At 38.0% G+C, this 24,420-nt stretch carries 28 protein-coding genes; 16 read left to right on the top strand and 12 right to left on the bottom strand.

Annotation, left to right across the window (positions count from 1 at the left end; translation table 11 throughout):
* Both A6E03_RS14330 and A6E03_RS14335 read left to right on the top strand, forming a co-directional pair.
* Positions 1-261, top strand: a 261-nt coding sequence (locus A6E03_RS14330) for a DUF2931 family protein (RefSeq protein ID WP_176703490.1), incomplete at its 5' end; no start/stop codon positions are given.
* A gap of 5 nt (positions 262-266) precedes the next feature.
* A complete protein-coding gene (locus A6E03_RS14335; RefSeq protein WP_255310650.1) occupies positions 267-893 on the top strand; it encodes a DUF2931 family protein in 627 nt (208 codons plus the stop codon).
* Between the two features lie 37 nt (positions 894-930).
* Here the strand turns inward: A6E03_RS14335 and cra are convergent, their stop codons facing one another.
* Positions 931-1,908, bottom strand: a complete 978-nt coding sequence (gene cra / locus A6E03_RS14340; protein ID WP_065592715.1) for a catabolite repressor/activator — start codon at positions 1,906-1,908, stop codon at positions 931-933.
* Positions 1,909-2,180: 272 nt separating this feature from the next.
* On the opposite strand from cra, the gene fruB reads away from it, so the two are divergent.
* From fruB to fruA, 3 genes are read left to right on the top strand one after another with little or no spacing between them, the layout of a single operon-like run.
* Entirely contained in the window at positions 2,181-3,317 is a 1,137-nt protein-coding gene (fruB, locus tag A6E03_RS14345; protein ID WP_065601122.1) for a fused PTS fructose transporter subunit IIA/HPr protein, read from the top strand.
* Between the two features lie 3 nt (positions 3,318-3,320).
* Positions 3,321-4,301, top strand: coding sequence for a 1-phosphofructokinase (gene pfkB / locus A6E03_RS14350; protein WP_065592717.1), 981 nt, complete (start codon positions 3,321-3,323; stop codon positions 4,299-4,301).
* Positions 4,302-4,331: 30 nt separating this feature from the next.
* Complete coding sequence (gene fruA, locus A6E03_RS14355; RefSeq protein ID WP_065601123.1) at positions 4,332-6,071, top strand: PTS fructose transporter subunit IIBC; 1,740 nt, start codon at positions 4,332-4,334, stop codon at positions 6,069-6,071.
* Between the two features lie 77 nt (positions 6,072-6,148).
* Here the strand turns inward: fruA and A6E03_RS14360 are convergent, their stop codons facing one another.
* Positions 6,149-6,673 carry a porin family protein gene (locus A6E03_RS14360; protein WP_065592719.1) on the bottom strand — a complete coding sequence of 175 codons (525 nt, stop codon included), beginning with the start codon at positions 6,671-6,673 and terminating at the stop codon, positions 6,149-6,151.
* Between the two features lie 76 nt (positions 6,674-6,749).
* Here A6E03_RS14360 and A6E03_RS14365 point away from each other — a divergent pair, with 76 nt between their 5' ends.
* Complete coding sequence (locus A6E03_RS14365; protein WP_065592720.1) at positions 6,750-7,364, top strand: LysE family translocator; 615 nt, start codon at positions 6,750-6,752, stop codon at positions 7,362-7,364.
* 154 nt (positions 7,365-7,518) lie between these two features.
* Positions 7,519-8,178 carry an HAD family phosphatase gene (locus tag A6E03_RS14370; RefSeq protein ID WP_065592721.1) on the top strand — a complete coding sequence of 220 codons (660 nt, stop codon included), beginning with the start codon at positions 7,519-7,521 and terminating at the stop codon, positions 8,176-8,178.
* Positions 8,179-8,276: 98 nt separating this feature from the next.
* Here A6E03_RS14370 and A6E03_RS14375 read toward each other — a convergent pair whose 3' ends face one another.
* The 4 genes from A6E03_RS14375 to A6E03_RS14390 form a co-directional block, all read right to left on the bottom strand.
* Positions 8,277-9,107: an SGNH/GDSL hydrolase family protein gene (locus A6E03_RS14375; RefSeq protein WP_065592722.1), complete on the bottom strand. Its 831-nt coding sequence runs from the start codon at positions 9,105-9,107 to the stop codon at positions 8,277-8,279.
* A 12-nt stretch (positions 9,108-9,119) separates the two neighbouring features.
* Entirely contained in the window at positions 9,120-10,001 is an 882-nt protein-coding gene (locus A6E03_RS14380; RefSeq protein WP_065592723.1) for a LysR family transcriptional regulator, read from the bottom strand.
* Positions 10,001-10,387, bottom strand: coding sequence for a nitrous oxide-stimulated promoter family protein (locus tag A6E03_RS14385; RefSeq protein ID WP_065601124.1), 387 nt, complete (start codon positions 10,385-10,387; stop codon positions 10,001-10,003). Before A6E03_RS14385 ends, A6E03_RS14380 begins: the two co-directional genes overlap by 1 nt.
* Positions 10,388-10,572: 185 nt before the next feature.
* Positions 10,573-10,788 carry a hypothetical protein gene (locus A6E03_RS14390; protein WP_065592725.1) on the bottom strand — a complete coding sequence of 72 codons (216 nt, stop codon included), beginning with the start codon at positions 10,786-10,788 and terminating at the stop codon, positions 10,573-10,575.
* Positions 10,789-11,114: 326 nt separating this feature from the next.
* On the opposite strand from A6E03_RS14390, the gene A6E03_RS14395 reads away from it, so the two are divergent.
* Together A6E03_RS14395 and A6E03_RS14400 are read left to right on the top strand one after the other, a co-directional pair.
* A complete protein-coding gene (locus A6E03_RS14395) occupies positions 11,115-11,633 on the top strand; it encodes a YbhB/YbcL family Raf kinase inhibitor-like protein (RefSeq protein ID WP_065592726.1) in 519 nt (172 codons plus the stop codon).
* 48 nt (positions 11,634-11,681) lie between these two features.
* Positions 11,682-12,467 carry an AraC family transcriptional regulator gene (locus tag A6E03_RS14400; protein WP_065601125.1) on the top strand — a complete coding sequence of 262 codons (786 nt, stop codon included), beginning with the start codon at positions 11,682-11,684 and terminating at the stop codon, positions 12,465-12,467.
* Positions 12,468-12,542: 75 nt separating this feature from the next.
* On the opposite strand, the gene A6E03_RS14405 is transcribed toward A6E03_RS14400, so the two are convergent.
* The 3 genes from A6E03_RS14405 to A6E03_RS14415 are packed head-to-tail and all read right to left on the bottom strand — an operon-like array spanning position 12,543 to position 14,881.
* Positions 12,543-13,667, bottom strand: coding sequence for a M20 family metallopeptidase (locus A6E03_RS14405; RefSeq protein ID WP_065601126.1), 1,125 nt, complete (start codon positions 13,665-13,667; stop codon positions 12,543-12,545).
* A gap of 9 nt (positions 13,668-13,676) precedes the next feature.
* Positions 13,677-14,144: a YjiG family protein gene (locus A6E03_RS14410; RefSeq protein ID WP_065592729.1), complete on the bottom strand. Its 468-nt coding sequence runs from the start codon at positions 14,142-14,144 to the stop codon at positions 13,677-13,679.
* Complete coding sequence (locus A6E03_RS14415; protein ID WP_065592730.1) at positions 14,144-14,881, bottom strand: nucleoside recognition domain-containing protein; 738 nt, start codon at positions 14,879-14,881, stop codon at positions 14,144-14,146. Before A6E03_RS14415 ends, A6E03_RS14410 begins: the two co-directional genes overlap by 1 nt.
* Positions 14,882-15,346: 465 nt before the next feature.
* On the opposite strand from A6E03_RS14415, the gene A6E03_RS14420 reads away from it, so the two are divergent.
* Complete coding sequence (locus tag A6E03_RS14420; RefSeq protein WP_065592731.1) at positions 15,347-15,541, top strand: hypothetical protein; 195 nt, start codon at positions 15,347-15,349, stop codon at positions 15,539-15,541.
* A 135-nt stretch (positions 15,542-15,676) separates the two neighbouring features.
* Entirely contained in the window at positions 15,677-16,531 is an 855-nt protein-coding gene (locus A6E03_RS14425; RefSeq protein WP_176703491.1) for a mechanosensitive ion channel family protein, read from the top strand.
* 71 nt (positions 16,532-16,602) lie between these two features.
* Here A6E03_RS14425 and A6E03_RS14430 read toward each other — a convergent pair whose 3' ends face one another.
* The gene (locus tag A6E03_RS14430) at positions 16,603-17,046 is read right to left on the bottom strand and encodes a dCMP deaminase family protein (protein WP_065592733.1); all 444 of its coding nucleotides are present in this window, start codon (positions 17,044-17,046) and stop codon (positions 16,603-16,605) included.
* A gap of 209 nt (positions 17,047-17,255) precedes the next feature.
* Between A6E03_RS14430 and A6E03_RS14435 the strand changes: the two genes are divergently transcribed.
* The 5 genes from A6E03_RS14435 to A6E03_RS14455 all read left to right on the top strand — a co-directional run bounded on the left by A6E03_RS14435 (position 17,256) and on the right by A6E03_RS14455 (position 22,776).
* Complete coding sequence (locus A6E03_RS14435; protein WP_065592734.1) at positions 17,256-18,641, top strand: MATE family efflux transporter; 1,386 nt, start codon at positions 17,256-17,258, stop codon at positions 18,639-18,641.
* 110 nt (positions 18,642-18,751) lie between these two features.
* Positions 18,752-19,303 carry a sugar O-acetyltransferase gene (locus A6E03_RS14440; RefSeq protein ID WP_065601128.1) on the top strand — a complete coding sequence of 184 codons (552 nt, stop codon included), beginning with the start codon at positions 18,752-18,754 and terminating at the stop codon, positions 19,301-19,303.
* A 192-nt stretch (positions 19,304-19,495) separates the two neighbouring features.
* Positions 19,496-20,776 (top strand): hemolysin family protein, encoded by a 1,281-nt coding sequence (locus A6E03_RS14445; protein ID WP_065601129.1) that lies wholly within the window; start codon positions 19,496-19,498, stop codon positions 20,774-20,776.
* A 293-nt stretch (positions 20,777-21,069) separates the two neighbouring features.
* Positions 21,070-21,330 carry a hypothetical protein gene (locus tag A6E03_RS14450; RefSeq protein WP_065601130.1) on the top strand — a complete coding sequence of 87 codons (261 nt, stop codon included), beginning with the start codon at positions 21,070-21,072 and terminating at the stop codon, positions 21,328-21,330.
* Positions 21,331-22,776 carry an EAL domain-containing protein gene (locus tag A6E03_RS14455; protein ID WP_065601131.1) on the top strand — a complete coding sequence of 482 codons (1,446 nt, stop codon included), beginning with the start codon at positions 21,331-21,333 and terminating at the stop codon, positions 22,774-22,776.
* Positions 22,777-22,820: 44 nt separating this feature from the next.
* Here A6E03_RS14455 and A6E03_RS14460 read toward each other — a convergent pair whose 3' ends face one another.
* Together A6E03_RS14460 and A6E03_RS14465 are read right to left on the bottom strand one after the other, a co-directional pair.
* Positions 22,821-23,693, bottom strand: a complete 873-nt coding sequence (locus A6E03_RS14460; RefSeq protein ID WP_065601132.1) for a hypothetical protein — start codon at positions 23,691-23,693, stop codon at positions 22,821-22,823.
* On the bottom strand, positions 23,693-24,409 hold the full coding sequence (locus A6E03_RS14465; protein WP_065601133.1) for an ABC transporter ATP-binding protein: 717 nt from the start codon (positions 24,407-24,409) through the stop codon (positions 23,693-23,695). The genes A6E03_RS14460 and A6E03_RS14465 overlap by 1 nt, the downstream gene beginning before the upstream one ends.
* Between the last annotated feature and the right edge of the window lie 11 nt (positions 24,410-24,420).

Here is a 24,420-nt window from a genome sequence, read left to right on the forward strand (position 1 = left end):
ATTCACTATGCCACTACATACCATGATATACGTTGTGGAAAGAGTAACAGGCTTAAACCATATAAAAATAATATTTTATTAGGCTTAGCTCCAGATGGAATGATTTCTGTATTTCTTAATGGCCGATGCTTTGATAATGAACTTCAATTTAAAGTTCAAGCCGTAGAGTATAAAGTAGTTGATGATTTTGTTTACCCAGAGTTAAGTGAAGAAGCCCAAGCTTATGTTGATGAGCGTGGTGTGCCTGTTGGTATTTGGTGAGTCTTGTGATAAGTATTCATAAGTCCATTCTTATTATTTTTTGTTTATTGCTCAGTGCTTGTTCCGTTAAACATCAAGTTAAATCTCAGCAGTTAAATGAATGGACAGTTTCAACTATATCCCCTAAAAACTATATAGCTGTTGCTGATATATTACTTATTACAGGAGAGAAGAAAGAAGGGGGATGGACTGGTTTAGTTAGTAATTATACTACTGAATCTTTAAGCCCTTTGAGTTGGGATGGTGCTGAGCGTTATCATTCAGGTTATTCAATTCAAAGTACTGAATTACCTGGACTAGTCTATATTCGTTGGCATTCATTAGCGAATAAAGTCACTTACAATAAAGCAATTAGGATTTCCGACGATATTAGAAACAAAATGCGTGAATACCACGATATACGCTGCGGTTATTATAATTTATTACTCCCATATAAAAATAATATTTTATTGGGTTTGGCTCCTGATGGAATGATTTCCGTATTTCTTAATGGTGGATGTTTTGATAACGATCTTCAATTCAAAGTACAAGCTGTAGAATATAAAGTTGCTGATGATTTTGTTTATCCAGAGTTAAAAAAAGAATCTCAAGCTTATGTTGATGAACACGGTGTTCCTGTTGGTATTTGGTAAGTGAGAAAACTGGCTGCCGCAACAGCCAATTTAACGACTAGCGAATAACAATCTTCCTAGGAATTAACTCGATTCCTGCTTGATAACGCTTTGCTGAAGCATTCAACCCTAATGCCAAGGCACTATCAGCAATCAGTTCGAATTGCTGTGGTAGAGAATTTACTTTAATAGGTAAAAAATCAAGCAAACGGTTATCACCAAAGGTGCCAAGTTTCACTGTTCCCATCAACTCTGGCTTTTCAATGAGTACATCCAAAATACCTTCAAGTAGGATATAAGAAGTAGTGATAATCGCGTCTGGAATCGTGTCTTCTTTTATCCATTGTTCAAAGGTTGCTTTGCCTGATTCACTATTAAAGTGCTCGCCATAGCCAGTGATACTCATTAAGCCTTTTTCTTTGGCTTTAGCTTCAAATCCCAGCTGACGCTGACGAGATATATTCAGTTCAGGTAAAGCACCAATTAAGCCAATTGATTTTACGTTCTCATTAACCACTGATTTGGTCAGTTCGTAAGCCGCATCAAAATCTTCACTGATCACACAACCAAAGTGCTCATCATCTAATGAGCGGTCAATCGCGATAATGGGTGTGCCTTTTTCTTGAATCGTTAAATAATACTCACTGCCATCAGGTAGACAACTTGCAACGAATAGGGCATCAATACGGCGACTGATTAACGCGTGTGCGACATTCTTTTCTGTTTCAGGATCATCATCAGAGCAGCCAATTAAAATTTGATAGCCAGCTTTACGAGAATTGTACTCTAATAATTTAGCTAGCTTAGCGTAACTGGTGTTTTCAAGATCAGGAATGATTAATCCAAATGAACGGCTGCTGCCTGCTCGTAATGCTGAAGCGGCGTGATCTGGTCGATAATTATGCTCATCAACCACCGCCATTACTTTTAATTGGGTCTTTTCGCTGATGCGGTATTTCTGTGCTTTACCATTAATGACATAGCTTGCGGTTGTTTTTGAAACGCCAGCAAGTTTGGCTATTTGATCTAATGTCATGGTGCAGATCCTTAAATTTGTGGGTCGGATCATATAAATTTAGATCCAATCATTTTATGAGTTGAATTATATGCTGAATCGTTTCAGTATAAAAGCTGAAAGGATTCAGCAAATTTGAAAAGCGTGAAGTTTGCGCTATTTTTACTCTTAGTAATAAATTTTTTGAGTAAATGTATTTGCTGAACTTTTTTTTAATGCTTTGCTGAATCGATTTAGCAGGGTGTAAATATGACCTTATATTGATTGATAAACTAAGCGAGAGGCTAAGACCCATGCTGACACTGACAAAGAATGACATTACGTTGCAACAAGAAGCAACGGATAAGACAACAGCAATCAAAGCGATTGCAAAGCAACTAACAGAAAAAGGCTTAGTTGCAGAGAAGTACGTAGACGGAATGCTAAATCGTGAGCAACAAAACTCAACGTTTTTAGGTAATGGTATTGCTATCCCTCATGGTACAACCGATACCCGTGACTTAGTCAATAACACCGGCGTTGCTGTGCATCATTTCCCACAAGGCGTTAACTGGGGTGATGGTAATGTGGTTTATGTTGCCATTGGTATTGCGGCTAAATCAGATGAGCACCTAGGTATTTTAAAGCAACTGACTAAAGTATTGTCTGCTGATGGCGTAGAAGAGAAGCTAAAACAAGCGAAAACAGAAGCCGATATTATTGCTTTATTAAATGGTGACGTACAGTTTGACGCTGATTTTGACGCCTCATTAATTCAATTGCTTTTCCCTGCAAGCGATATGATTCAAATGAGTGCGGTTGCGGGCGGTTTATTAAAAAATAGCGGTAATGCAGAAAGTAAATTTGTTGCGGAATTAGTAACTAAAGAACCAACGCATTTAGGTAATGGTTTATGGTTGGTAAGTACTGACAAAGGCGTTAAACGCTCAGGTATGTCGATTGTTACTACCGCTAATAGTTGTGAATTTAATGATCTACCAGTTAAAGGGTTAATTGCGATTGCATCATGTAATTCATCTCATAAAGCATTCTTAACGACGATTATTAATGCAGTTTCTGAGCAGCAACAAGATTCGATTTTGTCTGCGACTTCAGAGCAATTACTTTCGATGTTTGCACCGTCTTCAGAAGATGTGGTTTCTGACGTTGATGCAGATAATACCGCGGTCTTTAAAATTAAAAATGCACATGGTTTACACGCTCGTCCAGGAGCAATGTTAGTTGCAGAAGCGAAGAAATACGAATCAAAAATCACAGTGTTGAATTTAAATGGTGATGGCAAAGCGGTGAATGCAAGAAGCTTAATGAAAGTGATTGCGCTTGGTGTTAAACACGGTCACGAGCTGCAATTTACAGCAGACGGTGCTGATGCAAAAGAAGCATTAGCAGGTATTGGTGCTGCAATTGCTTCTGGTTTAGGCGAGGGTTAATTGATGAGTCTTAATTCAAAAAGCAAAGTAGTTACTATCACGCTAAACCCTGCGTTAGATTTAACGGGCAGTTTAGATGCGTTATCGGTTGGCTCTGTGAGTTTAGTTAGTAAAGGCTCACTTCATGCGGCGGGTAAAGGCGTAAACGTTGCTAAAGTACTGTCTGACTTGGGTGCTGAAGTGACGGTTACTGGCTTTTTAGGCCGTGATAATGAAGAGCTATTCTGTCAACTGTTTGAAGAGATGAAAGCCAATGATGAGTTCATTCGTGTCGATGGTGCAACTCGCATTAATGTGAAATTAGTAGAGCAAGATGGTCGAGTGAGTGATATCAACTTTCCGGGTGTTGAAGTCTCTGAACAAGCAATTGCCGAGTTTGAAGTTCGTTTGTTTGAATTAGCAAAAACACATGAATTCTTCGTATTAGCTGGCAGCTTAGCAAGAGGCATTTCTCCTGAACAGTGTGCTGAGTGGATTGAAAAGCTGCATCAAATGGGTAAAAAAGTCTTATTTGATAGCAGTCGTGCTGCATTGGCTGCAGGTTTAGACGCTCACCCTTGGTTAATTAAACCAAACGATGAAGAGTTATCTGAGTTTGTTGGTCGTGAATTAGATACACCAGAGGCATGCCAACAAGCCGCTCAAGATCTTGCACAAAAAGGCATAGAAAATATCGTCGTGTCGTTAGGCTCTAAAGGCGTAATGTGGCTTGGGAAAAATGACCAAGAGCAACCAGAGTGGATGTATTCCCAACCACCTAAAATGAATGTGGTAAGCACGGTAGGTGCTGGTGATACGTTAGTTGCTGGCCTTTGTTGGGGTCACATGCAGCAAGATTGGGATCGTTCACAAATATTATCTTTTGCTACCGCTTTATCTGCTTTAGCTGTATCGCAGGTTGGCGTTGGTGTACCAAATATCGAAGACGTAAAAGAATTACAACAACAAGTAACCCTACACAACCCTATTTCTTCAAACGTGTAATCACGTTTAGTCATAGATTAAGGACAAATTATGAAAAATATAGCTATCGTAACAGCATGCCCAAGTGGTGTAGCAAACAGCATTATTGCTGCGGGTTTATTAGAACAAGCAGCAACAAAACTGAACTGGAAAGCATCGATTGAATGTCAATCAAGCGTGTTACCTGTTGATGTATTAACACAAGAAGTCATTGATTCTGCAGATGCCATTATTATTGCAGCAAATACAACGGTAGATAACACTCGATTTGTAGGTAAAAAAGTATATCAAGGCTCAATTTCAGAATGTACAACAGACCCTAAAGCATGGCTAGAAGATGCAGTGAATAAGGCCGTGGAATTAACCGAATCTGATGTTGTGACAACGTCAACGGTTACCGCTGATGCGACAGGTCCTAAGAAAATCGTTGCGATTACTGCATGCCCAACGGGTGTTGCGCATACTTTCATGGCAGCTGAAGCGCTAGAAGAAGAAGGTAAACGACAAGGCCACATTATTAAGGTAGAAACTCGTGGCTCTGTGGGGGCAAAAAATCAGTTAACGGACCAAGAAATTGCAGAAGCTGATTTAGTTATCATTGCTGCGGATATCGAAGTCGCCCTTGATCGCTTCAATGGTAAGCGCTTGTATAAAACAAGCACAGGTTTAGCACTAAAGAAAACAGAACAAGAAATGGGTAAAGCTTTCTCTGATGCGACTGTTTTCCAATCATCAGGTAAAGCGCAATCTTCTCAAACCGAAGAGAATAAAGGCATGTACAAACACCTTATGACAGGGGTATCACACATGCTTCCTGTTGTTATCGCTGGTGGTTTGTTGATTGCACTGTCTTTTGTATTTGGTATCGAAGCATTTAAAGAGCCGGGCACAATCGCTGCTACATTAATGGATATTGGTGGTGGCGCGGCATTTGCGTTAATGATCCCTGTTCTTGCCGGTTTCATTGCGTTCTCAATTGCTGACCGTCCTGGTTTAGCGCCAGGTTTAATCGGGGGTATGTTGGCTAGCTCAACTGGCGCTGGTTTCCTTGGTGGTATCGCGGCTGGTTTCATTGCGGGTTATGCGGCAAAATTCATTGCAGACAAAGTGTCCCTTCCTCAATCAATGGAAGCACTTAAGCCAATTTTAATCATTCCATTCGTGGCGAGTTTATTCACCGGTCTAGTAATGGTTTACATTGTTGGTGGCCCTGTAGCAGGTATCATGTCTGCACTGACAGAGTTCCTAAACAACATGGGTTCAACTAATGCGGTATTACTGGGTGTTATTCTTGGTTGTATGATGTGTTTCGACTTAGGTGGTCCAGTAAACAAAGCAGCATATACATTTGGTGTTGGTCTTCTGGCTTCACAAACGTACGGTCCAATGGCGGCTATTATGGCGGCTGGTATGGTTCCTGCGCTAGGTATGGGTTTAGCGACATTCCTTGCTAAGAACAAGTTTGAAGCCGGTGAGCGTGAAGCAGGTAAAGCCTCATTTGTGCTTGGCTTATGCTTTATCTCTGAAGGTGCGATTCCATTTGCAGCGAAAGATCCAATGCGTGTTATTCCAAGCTGTATGGCAGGTGGTGCATTAACCGGTGGTCTATCTATGCTATTTGGTGCACAACTACTTGCTCCACACGGTGGTCTGTTCGTACTTCTTATTCCAAACGCGATTACACCAGTATTCATGTACTTGGTAGCAATTGCAGCAGGTACTGCGGTAACGGGTTTCACTTATGCTTTCTTGAAAAATAAAGCGGATGCGAAAGAAGTGGTCGCTGCGTAATAAACAGATAATTTAAAACAAAATGGGCGCTTCCAAGTGTATTGGAAGCGCCCATTTTTTATGTTTGGTGATTGTCCTTAAAACATGAAGTTTACGCCAGCACCAATTGAAGAGATGTAATCGTCAGAAGCGAGTGACATATATTGATATTCAAGATTGAAGCTTACAGAAGGAAGCAGCATCATTGTTGTACCTACAGCAACATAAGGTTTAGTTGACTCCGCCTCTTGTTTTAAGGTTTGATTATTTACCTTATATTGATATTCAACATTGGTGTGGTTTAAGCCAAACTTTCCATAGAAAGAGCCGTAATAAGACATAGGAAAATACATTTTTGCAGCAATAGTGGCACCTGTCGCTGATGCTTTATCATTATTGGTTACAATATCATTCATTGATGCTGTCATGTAGTAACTTAGATCCATCGCAAGCATTGGTGCGAAATGATAGTTATAACCAACTTGAGTCATTAAACCACTACCATGTGAGTCATCAATTTTCAGGTTAGCAAAGCTTGGCTGAATGTAGATTTGGTGTAAAGTGTCTGTAGCTTGTGCAGAGGTTGTTGCACCTAGCAACAAAAATGGGAGTAACCTTTTCATTATAAGCTCGTTTTTTTACCTAATGCGCGATTTTATTGTGAATGAGACAAGGTTGTAAAGTAAATTAAGGATTGAAATGACATTAACTATTTGGTTTTCATTATTATTAGTATCAATGCTTGGAGCAATGTCACCAGGGCCGAGTCTGGCGACTGTTGCAAAGCACACGTTATCTGGCCGACGAATTAATGGTATTGCAGCTGCATGGGCACATTCGGTCGGTATTGGTATTTATGCTTTTGTGACGGTTATTGGCTTGGCGGTGGTACTGCAACAATCCCCAATATTGTTTAAAACGATCAGTTATTTTGGGGCCGCTTACTTGGCTTATTTAGGCTACGGAGCATTACGATCAACAGGAGGTATTGCCGCAAAGTTAGAATCTGGTGAGCAAGTAAGTCTTATTGAATCGGCAAAAGAAGGTTTACTTATCTCTCTTTTGAATCCTAAGATCGCTTTATTTTTTATCGCATTGTTCAGTCAATTTGTGGCTGTAGGTAATGACCCATTAGATAAAGCAATTATAGTGATTACGCCTATTATTGTTGATGGTCTGTGGTACACCATTATTAGCTGTTTGCTGTCGGCACCTAAAATTGTTGATAAGTTAAGAGCCCAAGCTAAATGGATAGATCGCCTTTCTGGTGTTGTGCTTATTTTATTGGCAGTGCGGGTTGTTTTTTATACTTAAATTCCTTGTTTAGTCATTGATACGAAAGAGGAAATAGATTGATATTAAGTGTTCACTTTTTTTGATGTGTATTTTCACTTAATATAACGCCTCAGTGCATACAAGGTATGCGTAACGCATTCTATTATTTTGTTATTAATACATAAGGTTTCTCATGACATTTCAAGCTGCAATTTTCGATATGGATGGACTGCTATTAGACACTGAACGTGTGTGTATGGGGATCTTTAAAGAGGCATGTGAAGCTCAAAATGTTCCATTTATTGAAGAACTGTATCTTTCTATTATTGGCTGTAATGCAAAGCGTATTGAACAACTGTTTCGCGAAGGTTATGGACCAAGTGTTGACTACCCAGCATTAAATCAAGAGTGGCGAGTACGTTACACTGCTGTAGTTAAGCATCAAGCTATCCCAGTAAAAGAAGGGATTATTGAGCTACTAGAGTGGCTAAAAGCAAATGAAATCCCAATGGCGGTTGCGACATCTACACAGCATGATATTGCAATTAAAAAATTGGAATTAGCCGGTCTTGATGGTTATTTTGATGTATTAGCGACGGGGTGTGAAGTTGAGCATGGCAAACCTCATCCTGAAATCTATTTCTTAGCGGCAGAGCGTTTAGGTATTGCTCCTGAAGTATGCCTTGCATTTGAAGACTCTAATAACGGAACTCACGCCGCCGTTGCAGCAAATATGATCACCTATCAAATCCCAGATTTAGTAGAGCCAAGTGCAGAGGTCATCAAACTTGGTCATCAAATCCTACCGTCTATGATTGATGTGTTGGTTGATTTAAAAAACCGCAAAGCCTAGCTTGTTTTGAACTAAATAATGTAGAAGTAAAAGAAAGGCGGATCACTGTGTAGTGTCCGCCTTTTTTGTTTAACGTGTATCAGTAGATATGATCAGGATTAAGATAATAGAGTTTCTAATTTAGGTTGAAGTACTTTAATCCAAGCAGAATAGGCATTAGCGTTTAAATGTAGATCATCACAGGTAAATTCATTCGATAAGAAGCTATTAGGACTCAGGATCTGATTAACGTTCAAATAATGAATATTGTGTTGCTGACAATAAGATTCTAAACGAGAGTTTAACGCTGTCACTTTTGGGTTTAAATGAGCGAGTTTATTACCACAATATAAAGTGCTTTGAACCAATATAGGACAATCATTCTTTTGCCAATAAGTTAGCATTGCGATGTAATTATCAAAAACAGAATCAACAGTAAAACCTTGAGATAAATCGTTGATCCCTGCCATGATTGAAATGAGTTTAGGTTTAACGGCTAGTGTCGTTTCTATTCGACGTAACATTCCAAACGTGGTGTCACCAGCAATTCCTCGGTTTACGTGCGGAATGTGAGTAAAAACATCTTGCCATGGTCCCCATTCAGTAATTGAGTCACCAAATAGAACCATATCTACTTCAGGCGTAAATGTCTGATGTGAGTCGACTAAATGAATATAACGGCTCATGCTATGTCCTCGTTGAGCGATATCTATTTCTTTGCAAAGAAACTTAACTTGCTGGGTTGGATCTTCGATGGCACCCAGTTTTGGCAATAGTCCATCAATCTGAGAGGTAAGAGAGCTTAGTTTGGTGGTGAGTTGTAGTTCTTCTTTTAAAGCATGTAGCTCATTGATTAATGTATACACTGAGATAGATTGAAATTGGTGAAAAAGATCATATAAATCAATGCTATCATTTTTCAGTAAATAAGCGGTTAGTTTTGTTTTCATTGGTAGTTGTCTCTATAACTTTTCAAAAGTATGTTCAATCTCGTCTAACATCCATTCCATGGCATTACCTATGCCACTATCACGACGTTTTACCACTCCAATTTCAATCTGCAAGGCATCTGGAATATGGTAAGTCGACAATCGAATGGTTTTGTTTTGATACCATTCAGATTCTAATACGTGTTCAGGAACGAGAGCCCAACCAACATTACGGATCACTAATGCGGTTATGTAATAATAACTGTCGATGTACCAATGATTGGCAGAGATGGCTTTTTCATGTGAGTGACCAACTCTATCTCGAATAACTAATTGTCGGTGTTGGTTTAACTGGATGAGAGTCGGGGTCTTGTGTTCAGCAAGAGGATGTTCTGGGGAGACGACCAATGCTTGATTGAAAAAGCCAAGAGCGCGGTATTCTAACGAATCAGATAAAGTATTCACGCGAAATAAAAAGCCAAGGTCAGCTTTTTTTTCTTCTACCCATTTTGCAATATCTGCTTGAGACCCATTAATAATTGTCAATTTTAATAAAGGAAAAGTAACCGATATTTTTTGGAAGAAATCCTCAAATACATCAATAGGAACGGCTTCATCCAAAGCAACCGTTAATGCTATTTCTTCACCGGTCGCAGCGGTATCTGCACGAGCTTGTAGGCGTTCACACTGTTCAAGAATTGCCTGAGCCTCAATAAACATATCTTCGCCATCTTGTGTTAAAACAGGTAAGCGTGCACTCCTATCGAATAGATCAAATCCAAGGTCAGCCTCTAAATTTGCAATTGCGGTACTTATTCGAGACTGTGCCTTCCCCATTTTACGTGCAGCGGCAGAGAATGAACCACATTTAACTGAAGTAACAAAGGCATTGAGTTGATCTAATGTCCAATTCATTATTTTTCTCTTTTCTGTAGGCGGATATGACGATTAGAGCAATTAGGTGAAGGCTTAGGATTAACGACTCTTTTTTCTGAGAGTAAATGTCTAATGGTTAATATTGGATGATAAAGTAACATTCGAGGACCAGAAAAACGCATTACTAATCGCATCTGCTCTTTAGGCTCAGGCTTATAGCAATGGATAGGGCAGGTATTACAAGTGGGTTTGTTTTCACCGTATGGACAGCGATCTAAACGTACTTCAGCATAATCCATTAAGGCTTGGCATTCTGGACACAAGGAGTGAGAGTGGTGGTTTTTTTTGCAATAAATTTCAATCATTGCAGAAACGGTTTTAAATTCCGTATTAAGCTTTCCAAGCAGAATATTGCTGGTTTTCATGCATCACTCGTTCTTAATCAGTCATTATTGAACCAGTATAAAGGGGAAATGATATTGGGTGAAGTGTTCACTTTTTCAGAGATCGATTCTAGCTTAGTATATCTTTATCCCATAAAGCATATTGCTCCTAAGTATATGCGCTAAAAGCCATTTAGTTTATTTCTGAATGGCTTTTTTATTTGTGATTATTTATCTTCAGAAGTGTAGCTTGAATATGAACAGTAATAACAGCCGTTTGATTTTGGGTATATTTCTTTAGCTGCATTTAGTGCAGTACTGCACGCAGTATGATACCCAAGTGGTTCACACTTTGTAATGCCAGGGCTGTGGGTGCATGTTGCGGTGTGGACTTCATGATCGCCATTATCTTGTTCGTTTTTATCAACATAAAATAAACTCATAATTACCTCTAAAAATAATATATAAACGGATATCTGAATAATCACAATACGCTTATTAAAAGCGGTTGATAGCTAAAAACATGAATAGTTAGATGGGCGTCACTACAATCAGCGATCTTTTTACGTGTTCACTATTTTAGTATTTAATGTTTTGATCTGTGATTTTGTACCGAATAAAACACCTCATACGTAAAGGTTACTATAAGTATCATTTAATATTAATTATTAGTTATTAATGATACTTTGTGGTAATTCTGTCTGTGTAAATAGACTAATATTGTTTTTGTACTTACTTAACTCTCTTTCTAAAAGTAAAGGAAATTATTATGAACAAAGCATTATTAGTGTTACTTACTTTAGCGTCTTTCTCTAGCCAAGCTTTTGAGGTATCAAGTAAAGATATTCACGAAGGTCAGCTAATGAACAGTGAATTCACCTTTTCTGGTATGGGTTGTACGGGAGCAAACATATCCCCTCAACTAAGCTGGAAAGATGCACCAGAAGGAACAAAAAGCTTTGCTATTACCGTATTTGATCCAGATGCTCCAACAGGCAGTGGTTGGTGGCATTGGTTAGCACTTAACATTCCTGCGAATGTAAGCAGTGTTGCCCAAGGCTCTCCAATGAAAGATATACTACAAACTAAAAATGATTTTGGCACAATGAGTTATGGTGGCGCATGTCCTCCTGCTGGTGATGGGATGCACAGATACCAATATACAGTGTGGGCATTACCACAAGAGAAAATTGATTTACCGGCAGATATCTCACCTGCGGTAGTCGGTTATACATTAAATAGTATGGCATTAGACAAAGCGGTGTTGACTGCCACTTACGTTCGTTAGTTGATTTTATACAAAGGCTAAGAATGATAAATAAACGAGGAGTATGATATGGGTAATACGTTATTTAAAGTACAAACCTATTCAGGGTTGAATGATCAGCATTTACGTAACGTTCATATTTATGCTCCGAGTATTATTTGGGTTAAATCGGGCTGTAAAACCGTTTTTCAAGGAACAGATTCATTTGATATTGATGCACGATCGTGGCTATTAACCTCAGCTAACCAAGAGCTGAATTTCGTTAATAAAGCCTCTTATGAACATTTCTATTCTGTTCAGCTTTCTTTTTTATCAGCGCCACTAAAAGAGATGCTAGAAGAGAGTCAACATCGTGAGGTTAATCGTGAGCATGTTCATGCATTAAAAATCTCGTCTGCGTTAGCTTATGGCTTTACGATGTTACTTGAGATGAGTACACACTCACTAAGTGAAGAGGTACAAAAACTGCATGTAATGGCTTTCTACCAACAATTAGTAGAGTTAGGTGTATTACATGTCCTATTTTCTGAATCTCATGCCTCTTTTCAAAATCAATTAAGCGCTTATTTCTCAAGAGATCCAGCTGAACCTTATCAGCTTGAAGAGGTTTGTCATGATTTTTCAATGAGCAGAGCGACACTAATCCGTCGCTTACAACGTGATGGAACCAATTTTAGAACGGTATTATCGAACGTTAGAATGGGTCATGCACTGTCCTTAATGCAAGATAAACGGCAAACCCAGTTAGATTTGGCATTACAGTGTGGTTATCAATCGGAAAGTCGTTTTAGTCAGCGTTTCCATCAGCAGTTTGGGATCACTCCGAAGCAGTATATGAAGACGGTGGTGTATTGATTAGGTTGTATAAATAAAAAAACAGCGAGCACTTAGGCTCGCTGTTTTTATTTTCAATCATGAATAAGTAGAGGTCTACTTAGCCAGTTTCGTCAGCACACTCATCAATAATTTAATGCGAGGTTCGATTGATTCAAGCAGTAAGTACTCATCAGCACTGTGGAAACCTGCACCGATAGGGCCTAAACCATCTAATGTTGGAACACCTAAAATTGCCGTGTTGTTCGCATCAGAACCGCCGCCCACTTCTTGCCAGTTAATACTGATTTCAAGCTCTTGAGCTGATTCTTCAATCATCGCCATTAGGCCTTCAGTTTGAACTGACGGAACCATTGATGGTTTGTAGGCTTCACGTTCTACCGTGATAGATACGCCATCAACAAACGGTGTTTGAGTCATGCCATGTAATGCCGTATCCACTTGGTCATATTCAGCGTTATCCCAGAAACGAACATCAATCACTGCTGTTGCAGAATCAGGAACGATGTTCGCGCCAGCACCACCAGAAACCACACCTACGTTTAACGTAGTGCCTGATTCAAAGTTAGTCATTGCGTTCGCCGCTAAGATCCAGTTAGCCATTTCAGTGATTGCACTGCGGCCATTTTCTGGTTCATTACCTGCGTGAGCTGCTTTACCGCTGAAAGTCACTTTGTAGTTAGCCATGCCTTTACGTGCTTTAACTAAGCCGCCATCAGCACGTGCTGCTTCTGCAACTAATACGTTTTTCGCATTCTTCGCCGTTGCTTGGATCCAATCGACAGAATCTAAAGAGCCAGTTTCTTCGTCAGGATTCATACATACGCAGATAGACAGTTTATCTATTACAGCCTGGTCTAGATTACGCAGTGCATAAACTACGTTTAATAGGCCAGATTTCATATCAGAAACCCCTGGGCCATACGCTTTTTCAGCATCCATAGACATTGGGCGTTCAGCCGCAGTACCTACAGGGAAAACCGTATCCATGTGGCCAATCATCATTACATCAATGTGCTCAGCGTCTGGCTTGTTGCGAACTTCAAGACCAACACCTGCTTTACCACAATCAACGCGTTTTACAGACCAGCCGTTCATTGCTTCGTATTTAGCTGCCATGTGGTTAGCTATTACTTCGATGCCTTCAACGGTGTACGTTCCGCAATCCACATTGATAAGAGGGCGTAGTTCTTCTAAGTAATCGTTTAAAGAAAAGTTCATCTTGAATCCTTATAGAATCATGTTCATAACAAACATCGCACCGAATGCATTCAGTACAGAAATAGCGATCATTACAGGGATATAACGGCCTTCAGTACCGATAGGACCCATGATACGACCCATGTATTGCACTTGAGAACCCATTAGATAAATAGCAGGAGCAAGAATCGCAATGTGAGTACCATTCAGAATGCCTTGGTCAAACAGTGTGATAACCACACCTACCGCACCACCCATTGACATCCATGCGCCAATTAATACTGCAGCAGCTTCACCCGGTAAGCCAAAGATAGCCATAATAGGAGAGAACAGAGTGCCCATTAAATCCAATGCACCTGTAATTTGCAGTGCTTTGATAATAACGAATGCCATTAATACGTTAGGAACAGTAGAAGTCGTTGCAATAACCCAGCCTTTTTTAGCGCCTTCAACGAAGATGTCTGTCACCATTGGTTTTTTTGCTTTAACGTCGCTCATTATACTGTCTCCTCAGTCATTTTCTTGTCTTGTTTATCGTTGTCTTGGCCTTCTTTACCCTCAGTAATATTTAGGTAAATACGGAATAAGTTTGCGCCTACAAATTTGAAGGCAAACATCACAACAACAGCAAGACCGATAGAAGAAGGAACGGCTAAAGAACCATCTGGGTTAGTTAATGTAAATAATACCGCACCAGAAGAGAAGAAGTTAACAATTGCTGCACCAGCTGTAAATTGGAACATAGTGAAAACATCGGTTTCACGCTTGGTTAGGTGCTTCTCATCTTTTAACTGACGAGTCATAGCCGCACCCGCATCCGTACTTTGTAGGGAAGCGATTAAAGCGAGACCAGAGTTACCAGGAATGCCCATTAAAGGACGAAGAAGAGGAGTCAGAAGCTTACGAGCAGCATCAAGTGCACCGTAATGCTCAAGAACGTTGATCATACCAAGAGCAAACATAACAGTAGGAATAAGAGTCAATGCGAAAATGAAACCGTCACGAGCACCACTACCGCCTTTGCCGCGTAATGATGTTGTTGCTGCTTGGACGCCGTCTGCTGTTTCAGAAACAGAATAAGCGACTTGGCCAAAAGACCCATTTAGTGTGGTGAAGTCAAGAACACCGTACCATTCATTAGATTGCATTACGCCAGAAAAGAACACAACAGCGAAGGCTAATGCCACATAGCTGCCAATACCGACTTTACGAGCTTTATCAGCCGATTGAGTCATAATTACCTCGTTTAATTTAAGATTAGGAATTGTGATGGATTAACCATTTAGGGGTATTGTGAGGGAATGAGTTTTTCATGATTTGATTATTATCAATAAGTATTTCTAAAAGTATAAGATTACATAAGTAGTTTTTTATTTTGTGATCTATCTGAAAATGTAGGTTTTTATGTTGATTTATTAGAATTTTGTATGCTTAGTTGGAAATGGTAGGTAGTTGTATTGTTTTGTAGAGTGGTACATCTTTATTGTAAGTGATACTTGCGATAGCGTAGAGTTAATTATCTATAAGTTGTTGTTATTTTAACGTGTTATCACTTTTTTGAAGAAAACATAAGGAGAGGTTTGAATTTATTTAGAGTGTATCGTTTTTTTGTGAGATTGTTAGACCGATTATAGTTGTTCATCTTCGATTCAGAAATAGAGTGCTAAAGTGAATGCTCATTTATAAAAGAGAGTCATATTATGAAACAGCTATTAACTACTATTGTTGCTTTATTGGTTGGTTTTTTTGTATTGGTTTCGAGTTTATTTTTTGCGATTGGGTTTAGCATTGTTGCTTTTATTATGTCGAAAACGAACAGTAAAAAAGTAGATCAAATAATGGATAGAGAATCAAGAATCATCGAAGGTGAGTATTCTGATGTGACGAATTCTTAGTCATTGACGTTTAATTCGTTGTATTTTAGTGAATCAAGTTCGAGGAAATAGAGAGATAAGGGTGAAATTATCGCGTACCTATGGGATATTTACTGCGGATATTAAGTATGCAGTAATAATTTAGAAGAGGTGAGCGTGGAGAGACTGTTACTAGTCATAGATTTCTTATTAGCACATAAGATGATTTTTAGTGTGCTGATTATCAGTTTTATTTTTCTATTACGTCATTTTATGGTGAAGCATATCCGAGGAGATATTGCATTTTTAACCGAAGATCAGCGTAAGTGGATTTCTCGAACTAAAAATGGTTCGTTCAGCTTCCTTCTCATTATTTTATTTATTCTGTGGCAATCAGAAATTAATGAATTTGCTTTATCAGTGACGGCCATTGCCGTTGCTATTGTTGTTGCCTCGAAAGAAATAATTTTGTGTTTTACCGGCTCGATTCAACGAGCCAGTTCTCGTTCATTTCGTATCGGTGATTGGATTGAAGTTGGTTCTTTGAGTGGAGAAGTCATTGAACACAATATGATGGCGACAGTGATTCAAGAAATTGATTTACACCATGGACAATACGATTACACTGGAAAAACAGCCACTCTTCCTAATAGTATGTTCTTCACCTATCCGGTCAAAAACCTCAATTTTATGAAGCGCTATGTTTACCATAAGTTCTTTATCTGCGTGAGAGACTTTGTCAATTTGTACCCAATGTTACCTGAGTTACTGCATAAAATTGACGTCCATAGTGAAGATTTTATTGATGTTGCTCGCCGTTATAACAGTGTGATTGAAAAGCATGCAGGGGTTGATCTTCCTGGTTCAGAGCCACACATTCATATCACTACAACCTCAATGGGTGAGCAAAAAGTCTACTACATGATTTTCTGTCCTACAGAGAAAGCCTCTCATTTAGAGCAGCTTATCCGTCAGGATTTTATGGAAGCGTACGAGAAGAGATTTCCGAAAGAAGAAAAAGAGAATTTATAAAAGATAAGATTAAATCCTGTCTTGCTTGTTCTTTTCAGAACTCGATATATCAAGACAGGAAGTAAGGTTAGTTATTTCAGAGTATCTAATGGCAACCAAGTGACTTCTACGCCTGCTTGTGCAAACATATCTTGGCTAATTTGAATTTTTTCACCCCAGCGAGATAAAAAATCTTCAGTTTGCTCTGGGCAATATACCTTTGAAATATCGGTTTGAATGATTTTTGCCGCGCAGTTAGGGCAAGGAAAATGAGTAACCCAAATATCACAACCCTCTAAATCTCGCTTAGCAAATAAAATTGCATTCTCTTCAGCGTGCAGTGTTTTTAAATATTTCAGTTCACGCTCATCAGTATCAGCACTGTCTGACACACCGTGTGGATAGCCATTGAAGCCAACAGAAACAATACGGTTATGCTTAGTGATCACCGCCCCGACTTGTGTAGAAGGGTCTTTACTCCACGAACCGACCAATTCTGCCATTTGGAAAAATCGTTTTGCCCATTTAGTTTCCATCATTTCGCCTTTTGTCTCTATAGTATTAGTCAATATAAATTTATCTATATCATAAGCTTATAACACAGTTTGTGACTGTCAATAAGTGTAAAGCATCAATCGTTATTAATAATGCTCAATCTATCCGAAAACCGGATGGATACCAACTTTTTCAATCTTAAATACTGTCATAGAATCGCCTCAATTCATTGTTGTTACTGAGGTAAATTATGACAACATTTCATGCAGACTCATCCATTACTCGTACTTTTTGGCGTTATGCCATCCCTTCTATAGCTGCAATGGTGGTGAGTGGACTGTATCAAATTATCGATGGGATCTTTGTTGGCCATTATATTGGTTTTGAAGGTCTTGCTGGAATTAATATGGCCTGGCCTGCTATATGTATATTAGGGGCTCTTGGTGTCATGATAGGCATGGGAACCGGCAGTGTAATGTCTATTTACCGTGGTGAGAATAAATTAGACAAAACGAAAGTCGCGTTAACTACGGGGATTTGGCTATTAGCAATATTAAGTATTGTTGCTATTGTTTGTATTGTCTTTTTTGCTGAAAATATTTTGCATGCTCAAGGTGCTGAAGGTAAGAACTTTGATTTCGCGATGGATTACATCAATGTCTTAATGTTTGGTGGTTTTTTTACTGCGTGTGCAACGGCATTACCTATGCTAGTCAGAAACGACGAAGCTCCGAATGTAGCGACATTTCTATTGGTTGTTGGTGCGTTAATTAATATTGTATTAGATTATCTATTTATTGGTGTTATGGGCCTTGGCTTATCAGGTGCGGCATTGGCGACACTTCTTGCTCAATCTGTTGTAACCGTTCTTGGTATTCGATACTTCTTTACTAAACGTTCAAGTATTCAGTTATCACTTAAAGACGTTTTGTTTTCTAAAAATAAAGCAAAGCAATCACTAGCATTAGGTTCATCTGCATTGGTGATGTATATGTATGGCAGCTTTGTTGTAGCTATGCATAACGCGTTAATGATGCACTATGGTTCAGCTACAACAGTAGGAGCTTATGCGATAGTTGGTTATCTGTTTATGTTGTATTACCTACTTGCGCAGGGTATTGCGGAAGGTGCTCAACCGCCAATCAGTTATTATTATGGCGCTAAAGAAAATAAGAAAGTATATCAGATATTTAAATTGGCGCTTAAATGGGTAACGATTACCGGAGTAGCGTGGGTTGGTATTTTAAATATTTCACCAGAGCTAACAACGGCATTATTTACCAACGGCGATCAGTCATTAATTGCTGAAACCATTGTTGGTATTCGTTATCACCTGTTTGCCATATTTCTCGATGGTATTATTGTGTTAGTGACGATTTACTTCTTATCTGTCAGTGAAAGTAAAAAAGCGATGGTGATTTCAATCAGTAACATCATAATTCAATTGCCATTTTTACTTATCTTACCTAAATGGTTTGGAATTGATGGTGTATGGTTAGCGATGCCTATTTCTAATATTGCTTTGATTATCTGTATTACGCCGATGGTGTGGGGCCATTTAAAAGCACAAAAGATCATCAAACCATTGCCTTTATCGCACGTATTTGAGCATCAAAGTAGTGCATCAGTAGAATAGGGCAATACTTCAAAAAAGAGGAAGTATTTGATCTCATCATTTACTCTTTTAAATTAATACCAATCGAATAGACTCTGTGAGCTATTCGATTTTTTATATAAGGAAGAAAAATGACAGAGTTTGAGAAAATGATAAATGGAGAGATCTTTAATGGTGGTGATCCTGAGATAGATGCCATTAGAAGTCGAGCTACTCAAACTTTATTTGCGTTTAACCAAGCAACAGAACAACATAAGCGTAGCGAGTTGCTTAGTGAGTTATTTCATCAGTTTGGAAATAGCGTAATTCAATCTCCATTTTCTTGTGAGTTTGGTAAAACCATTTCGATTGGAGAGCAAACGTTCATTAATATGAATGTGATTATGCTTGATGGTGCGCAGATTACGATTGGTAATAATGTATTAGTTGCACCAAATGTTCAGTTTTATACCGCGTCACATTCTCTTGATTATAAAAGTCGCCGACGTTGGGAGACTTTCTGTAAGCCAATTGTAGTTGAAAATGATGTGTGGATTGGGGGAAGTGTAGTTATTAACCAAGGCGTGACGATTGGGGCTCGTTCAGTGATTGCAGCCAACTCTGTAGTAAATCATGATGTTCCAGCGGATTGTTTATATGGTGGAAGTCCTGCCAAATTTATTAAAAAATTAGATCAAAAATAGCGATTAATATATAAAATAGTGAACGGTTAATGTTGAATTATTTCAACTTATTTCTATATGTACATAGTAAGATTGTTGTTTAAAAATAGTTCAATATAATGATTGACCTTCTTGTAAATCAGGAATATAAGTGTAGAAAATTTCAGCATACTTTATGTTGATTTTCATTATTTTATTAATTCGAGGTTTACATTGGATATTGCCATTTTACTTTTTTTAATTGTGATTAATGGTGTGTTTGCTATGTCTGAGATTGCACTCATGACAGCAAAAAAGAGTCGATTACAAAAACTGGCAGCAGAAGGAAGTTCATCTGCAGCTAAAGCAATCAAATTGGCTGAAGAGCCAACACAGTTTCTATCTACTGTGCAGATAGGAATAACCGTTATTGGTATTCTTAATGGTATTTTAGGCGAAGCCGCACTGGCAGGGCCAATATCAGAGCTGATCATATCGTTAGGTGTTCCTGTAACGATAGCACCAACTATCTCAACTATTTCTACGGTTGTTGTTATTACGTACGTTTCTATTGTTGTTGGTGAATTAGTACCAAAACGTATAGCACAGTTCCATGCTGAGCGTATATCTACAGTTATCGCACCATTAATTAGTGTGTTAGCGTCTATTTCTAGACCTTTTGTCTTCTTACTCTCGATTTCTACGGATGCTTTGCTGCGCTTGCTTGGCCGCTCAAATCAAGATGGCGCTTCTATTACGGAAGATGACATCCATGCTCTGTTACATGAAGGTTCTGAGCAAGGCGTCATTGAGAAAAAAGAGCATACAATGGTACGCAATATCTTTCAGTTAGATGATCGAAAAGTGGCATCCTTAATGACGCCAAGAAGTGAGCTTGTTTATTTTGATACTGAACAATCATGGGATGAAAATTTACCCAAGTTATTGCGTTCAGATTATTCAATTTACCCTGTGACTCGTGGTGGAATGGATAATGTTCTTGGGTTTACAACCGCTCGGTTTTTATTGAAAGCTGCGCACCAAGAGCATAGAACTAAATGGGTAATGCGTAATTTATTACCATGTTTAACTATTTTAGAAAATAAATTTGCCAGTGAACTGCTTGAGTTATTGAAAACAACAGGTGATGAGATTGCATTGGTTGTTGATGAATATGGTGATGCTCAAGGGATCGTGACTCAAAAAGATTTACTTGAGGCATTAGCGGGTGAATTTAAATCCGAAAACCCGAATGATTCATGGGCTGAACAAATATCAGAAACGGAATGGGTGCTTGATGGTTCCATCCCTACTACGGTGTTGAAATATACCTTAAATTTAGACTCGTTACCTGAAGAGAAAGAAGCTGATTACCAAACATTAACGGGAATGTTTATGTGGTTAACAACGAATGTTCCTATGATTGGTGACACTATTCAGTATCAAGGTTGGAATTTTGATGTTCTTTCAATTGATAATAATAGAGCAAATAAAGTAAGAGTTACTCAGGTTTGAAAATAGAATCAATTCAGTAACAACCGAATTACTACGATAACTATATCGTAGTAATTTTTTTATCGAACTGGTTACTGAGGCTGTTATTAAACAAAAAGAAAGGATATGTTGAAAGCGATGAGAGATCGTATAAGTGCTTTCATTTGTAATGCATCACACTGTCTAGTTAATGGTGCATTTAGTTATAAATGATTAGTGATATAAATAAACGTTATGAATAATATAAAAAATTTATGGATTTTTAAGCCTTGCTTGTTTTTCGTTTTTTTTATTACAATGTATTATCCGTTTAAATGTCAGGCGCGAAAATAAATATTAAATATCAATATTTTGCGGGTGTGGCAAAGCGTTCTTATGGCGATTGTATTAATGAAAGTGAAACAGTAAAAAGTGCGGATATTTATAAAAAAGAAAATAGCGTAGGTGTTATTGTCAATAAAGTAGGAAAGGTAGAAGTGTTATCACCTTCGATAAATTTATTGTATAAGATATTATCTGAAGTAATGAATATAAAATATATATGGACAGTTACTGTATTGGAAGACGTAATCTAAATGAAATTTATTTTTAATAAATATGTGGTTAGCGTTATTATCATCTTTATTTTGTTTGAATATGCAATCTGTGTCGATTATCAACGGTATGTTGAATCAAATATCAAAAAAACGATTGAAAAAATTGATCTAAGGTTTGATAAAGCAGCAGCATCAGTAGATGAACTCATCGATCTCAAAGGCAAAACTTGCGAAGAGATGATGTTGCCATTACAAAAAAAGGTGGCACGTTCTTCGTCAATTAATAGTATCTCAGTCATCCAAGATGGTCAGTATTTTTGTAGTTCGATTGTTGGTAGTAATATATCGAAAAAAAGCATACCAGAAAAAGAGATACACATAAAAGAGAAGAATCTGTTAACGGGTCAACCAAGCATTTCATACTATCATCGCTATGATGATGAAAATGGACTTCAATTTTATATGAAAGAAATACCTTTAGAGTTAGAGGATTCTCGATTTGGGCAGATCTCGTTATCAAATTCACAATATGTAATATCGAAAGGGAATGTATTTAGCATTCATGCTTTAACTGATGAGAAAGTATATTCATCAAATAAGTATGACTTTCATTTATTGTTTAAATACGATAGATGGAGTTCTATTAAATCTTATATCGTTGATAAGCGACTAGATATTGTTATCTCATTGTTAATGTTGATTTTAATGCTGGCGTTGTTACGTATTTTGTCGAACACAAGTACGCGATTTAATTTTAATTTTTATAAATTAAGGAGCGCAATTAGACAAAATCAGATAACGCCGTATGTTCAACCGATAGTCAGTGCAAAAGAGCAAATTATTGGTGGTGAGGTATTAGCTCGATGGATTAAACCGTGTGGCACCATCATATCACCTCTGGAATTTATCCCTCAAATGGAGCGGTTTGGACTTATCGGTGAAATGACAAAATCGATCCTACGCCAGCTTCATGATAGTTATAAAAATTCGAGTCATAATGGTTTAAGAATAAGTGTAAACCTGACTGAAAGCTGTCTTTATAATGATGAGATTTATAGCTTATGTAAGCAGTTATCTGAAAAGTGTATTTTAGTCTTAGAATTTACTGAATCAACCGAGTTTGAAAATAGAGAAAAAATCACAAGTTATATGCAAAAATTTCGAGCGATTGGAGTGAAGTTTGCATTGGATGATTACGGTACTGGTTACTCTTCGTTGCAGTATTTAAATTATTATCAGTTCGATTTTATTAAGATTGATAAATCATTTATTGATGATATTGAAACCAATTCACAGTCACTTAAAATACTGGAAAATATTATTTTATTGGCGAATAATCTGGATATTAAATTGGTTGCGGAAGGGGTAGAGAATAAGAATCAACAACAGATATTAAATGAGTTGAAGATCTCATCACATCAAGGTTTCTTGTACTTTAAACCAATGCCACTTAATGATTTTAACGTGATAATTAACGCTAAGTAAAATGATAGGGAGAGGCGATTGTGTGTCTCCCTCTCCCTTATTATTTACTTATTCAATAACCAACTTGGATTTAATGATTGCCAAGAGATCTCAGTAGTTCGATACAACGAAATACTAATGAACAGTGAAATAGCACCAAGTAAACTATACAAGCTTAAGAATCCAATCCCTGCTTGTGAAAAACTCATGAAAGGATCTGAAGAGAGTAAAATCGTTGTTGGGATTTTATATATATGAGTTAGAAAGACGGCAATACCATCCCAGTTTAACACCCAAGTTGAAAGCAGTTTCAGTGCATAACCGCCTAATAGTAAGATAATTAAAGGTGAATTACTGACTTGAGATACCGCTAAAACTAATCCTGCAATAGGTAACATCACCACACTAACCAGTAGCATTCTTCCCATAAATTGCAGCCAATTGGTAATCACTGACATTAATGAGGAGTGTTCATGAAGCATCACTAATACAGTGTCACTTGATAAGCTCATTATCCAAAAGAATAGATTAGCGATAAGTACCAGAGCAGAAAAAATCAATGGAATAACAATTAAACCAAAAGCCAGTTTTATCGCGTGCGTATATTGGCTGGAGATAGGCATGCTACGCCAAAAGGCAGAGCTGCCTTCATTACGCTCTTTTCGTAATGTTTTTGAAAGGTAAGTTGTTGTTAGTGCTAATGATAAAATACCAACGATAAAGCTTAACCCGAGCTGTAGGTCATTTGAAAATTCAGAACCAAACGGAGTGACATTTCCTTGAGTTTCGACTGAAATAAACAAATTATCTTGTAGGCTAGTGTTCATCATTAAGCTAATGAAAAGTATCGCACCGCAAAGAAGAATAAACAGAGGAACACGAGTAATCGTCTTGTGTTCAATCAGCTCTTTTTCAAGCATATATAATGATGGGCGCATTAAATAGATTCCTTTTGAAGGGCAATAAAGAATTCAGCTAACGTACCTTGAGGTATGTTATTCATGCTCTCTTTCTTTACACATTTACCTTGTTTTAAGATCAATACATCCGTCAATAGATGCTCAATTTCGGCCACCTCATGGCTCGCAATAATTAAACAGCGTTCTCCTGCATCAAACCAAGTCGTTAAGTGCTGATAAAAAGTGTCGCGATATAATAAATCTAATCCTAAGGTAGGCTCATCTAAAATCAGAACTTTAGTATCGGTTGCTATCACTATCGCTAAATGGACTTGCACCTTCATGCCTTTTGATAGTGAGCTTATCTTGCTATTTAATTTGATATTGGTATTACTCAACACAGAAGTCGCTTTATTAATATCAAAGCTTGGGTGGATCCCCGAGGTATATTTTAAAAGTTGTTTTACACTCATCCATTCAGGTAACACGTTCACATCAGAAATGTACGCTAAATGCTGCATTAATTCGGCGTGTTGATCGATAGGGTGCAGACCATTAATACTGATCTCACCCTCATAGCGATGAGCCCCCAATAGGGCGTTAATCAATGTCGATTTTCCCGCGCCATTATGACCGAGTAAACCAAGCACTTGGCCAGCCTGCAAATCAAAACTGATATTACTTAATGCTTGTTGATTCTTATTTGAATCTGAATAGTGTTTTGAGACGTTTCCTACATGGACAAGATAAGTCATTCTGTGCCTTA

It is taken from the genome of Aliivibrio sp. 1S128 (genome assembly GCF_001691065.1).
Taxonomy (GTDB): Bacteria; Pseudomonadota; Gammaproteobacteria; order Enterobacterales; family Vibrionaceae; genus Aliivibrio.